General features: G+C 23.7%; 4 protein-coding genes and 1 pseudogene. 4 read left to right on the plus strand and 1 reads right to left on the minus strand.

Features of this window, described 5'->3' with window-relative positions; genetic code table 11:
* The coding region (locus tag LUA84_RS00955; RefSeq protein WP_231434008.1) for a hypothetical protein at nt 1-204 on the plus strand (204 nt) is incomplete at its 5' end.
* A gap of 267 nt (nt 205-471) precedes the next feature.
* Here LUA84_RS00955 and LUA84_RS00960 read toward each other — a convergent pair.
* Nucleotides 472-717 carry a hypothetical protein gene (locus tag LUA84_RS00960; RefSeq protein ID WP_231434009.1) on the minus strand — a complete coding sequence of 82 codons (246 nt, stop codon included), beginning with the start codon at nt 715-717 and terminating at the stop codon, nt 472-474.
* Between the two features lie 936 nt (nt 718-1,653).
* Here LUA84_RS00960 and LUA84_RS00965 point away from each other — a divergent pair.
* The 3 genes and pseudogenes from LUA84_RS00965 to LUA84_RS05015 form a co-directional block, all read left to right on the plus strand.
* Complete coding sequence (locus tag LUA84_RS00965; RefSeq protein ID WP_231434010.1) at nt 1,654-1,962, plus strand: hypothetical protein; 309 nt, start codon at nt 1,654-1,656, stop codon at nt 1,960-1,962.
* A 721-nt stretch (nt 1,963-2,683) separates the two neighbouring features.
* Nucleotides 2,684-2,956 (plus strand): DUF72 domain-containing protein, encoded by a 273-nt coding sequence (locus LUA84_RS05010; RefSeq protein WP_457913322.1) that lies wholly within the window; start codon nt 2,684-2,686, stop codon nt 2,954-2,956.
* Nucleotides 2,940-3,075 (plus strand): annotated as a pseudogene (locus tag LUA84_RS05015) (DUF72 domain-containing protein); the annotation flags it as partial. The gene LUA84_RS05010 and the pseudogene LUA84_RS05015, both read left to right, overlap by 17 nt.

Here is a 3,075-nt window from a genome sequence, read left to right on the forward strand (position 1 = left end):
AATAATAATATATGCTCCTTTAGTTCACAAAATTTATATAATGTAATAGGAGGTATTTCAATAGATAATTATTATACTCCAGTAAATTTATATAATTCAACATATACATATACAACAACAACTACTCAAACAATATCATTTAATGTACAAAAGCAAAATGAAACAGTATTGAAGTTTTATTATCATTATCGGGCAATGGGATAAATGGTGGATATATGAGTAGTGTAGCATTACCTACTGGATGTTCTCAATAATTCTTAACTTCTTCAGGAAATTCTGCTAGTGTATATGCTGCAGAATGTAGGCATTTATCTCCAGGTAGTTATAGTGTTTCATATACTATTAATTCAGATCAAGGATCTTATGTTTCTATATTGGTATTAGGATTTCCAGTATTTACTTTTGATATTACAGGACCAAATATATAGCTGTTTATACAAATTATAGTAATTCTACAACAATATATGTAAATCAATTAACAGGAAATACTGCTTTGCCAGTTACTCTTTCTTGTTCAACAAGTAATTCAAATCTACAATGTTCATTATCTAATACCACTGTTACTCCAAATGCATCAGTAAATTTAACCGTTACTGCATCATCATCATCAATTACCCCAGGAACATATTCAGTAACAATTTCAGGTACAGCGCAAAATGGAGTTACGAATTCTACTACTATAACAGTTACTGTACATAAAATATAAAATACCCACAAATATATATTATATCCCCATCTAATAATTCAGTATCAAATTATTATCAACTAAATATATCATTCTATACAAATTATCCAAATGTAAATGTAACAATAAATGGACAAACATATAATATAAATGTAACACCAGGTAATAATATTATTCAATTAAATTATGAAAATTCATCATATAATTTACCAGGATTATATAATATTATACCAAATGGAGGAAATATTACAATAGAATTATCAACATCGAATCCTGAGGGAATAACAAATTCAACNNGAATATATGTTTATACATTACCTTCACCAATATTTAATGTATCATATACATATCCTACACCATCAAATGGTACACAAGAAAATATATGGTTATTAGAAGTTAGTGCAAATGTATATGATAATACTTTAGGTCAAGATTATTGTCAAATACAATTATTAAATCAAACAAGTAATCAATGGGTAACAATAATTAATTCATGTTCAGATATATTATATAATGGAATATTACAAGAATATGCAAAATTAAATAGTAATGGATATTATTCAATATGGTATAAAGTATATGCATATAATAATTATGGATTAAATCAATATACAAATCCCCAGGTAATATATATATCACAAAATGCATATAATGTATCAGTAATAAATCCAACATTAAGTAATACACAAATACAAGGAATAATAGATTCAGCAATTAATAGTTCTATACCTGTAGTAGTATTCTCTCCAGGAGTATATTTAGTAAACTTAATAATAAACCCACAAGGTCAAAATATAACATTATTAGGACAAAATACAATATTTGAACCTGCAAATCCAGGATTACCTGTTATAGATGTATTATCATCAAATGTAACAATACAGAATATAAATATTAATACAAATCTATTTGCAATAAATGTAGAAAATGGAACTATTAATTTAATAAATGATAATATAAATTCAGGATTGTTTGGAATAGATGTAAAGAATCCATCAGTAGTAAATGTATATAATTCTACAATAAATGGAAATATAGGAGGAATATATGGTTATATACAAAATTCAACAATAGAAAATACAAATATTCAATCATCAGTATGGGGAATATATGATGACAATCCATATAATGTAATAATAAATAATTCAAATATAAATGGACAAATATTTGGAATAGATTTTGATGGAAATGCAGTAAATAATGTAATAGAAAATAGTAATGTAATATCTAACATATTTGGAATAAAGATAAATAATGAAAATATTATAAATAAATAAATAACAATATGAATAAAATATATTTGGAATATATTTAACATCTTCAGGAAATAATATAGAAAATGATTATATAAAAGTAGGACAGGTATTTGGATTATATGAAACTGCTTATAATAATATAATAAATGTAACAACAAATGGAGGATTATTTGGATATTATTTAACAGGTAATGCAACAAACATATCATTATATAATTCACAATTAGGTATTGAAATATATGGAAGTGGATATATAGATAATTTAACAACATCTACAGGAAGTGTAAATGTATATTATAATAATTCACAAGGATTCATAAATAGTTTAAGTAGTGTAATATCTAGTACGAATGTAAATAACACATTATATAATTATTATGAAGGAATATCAATAATAGGAAATATAAATGGAAATATTACATTTATTAATCTATTATCTGCTACTAGTTATATTGTAGAAAAGATAGTAGGAGGTAATGGAAATATAATATCTACAAATAATACATTTATACCACAAGGATTTGGAAATTATGAACTATTTTATCGTTTAATATGCTTTTGGATTTTATTATAATATTTTGTATATAAATAGATATTTTATGTATATGGTATAATATATTTTCATGATAAAAGTAGGAACCTGTGGATTCCCTATATCAAGGAAACAATATTATAAAGAATTTAATGTAATAGAAATAAATAGTACTTTTTATTCAATACAGGATAATGAATAGTTAGAAAAATAAGAAAAGAAGCACCTGAAAATTTTGAATTTACATTTAAGGCATTTCAAGGTATTACTCATGATGTAAATTCTTTTACATGGAGAAGATCAAAAATAAAGAATTATAAAGAATTAAAGGGAAGAGTTGGATATTTAAGAAATACAAAAGAAGTATTTGAATTTTGGGAAAAACAAGAAGAAATTGCAAATATATTAAGAGCAAATAAAATTGTTATTCAATTACCATATTCATTCAAAGATACAAAAGAAAATATTGAAAACTGCATATAATTTCTTTAATTCAATTGGTAAAAAATATAGAATAGCAATAGAATTAAGGGGATGGAGTAAAGAAAATAGGGAAAAAATATGCAAAGAATTTGATTTAATAGATGTAGTAGATATAATGT

The sequence above is a fragment of the Candidatus Nanopusillus massiliensis genome (assembly GCF_920984865.1).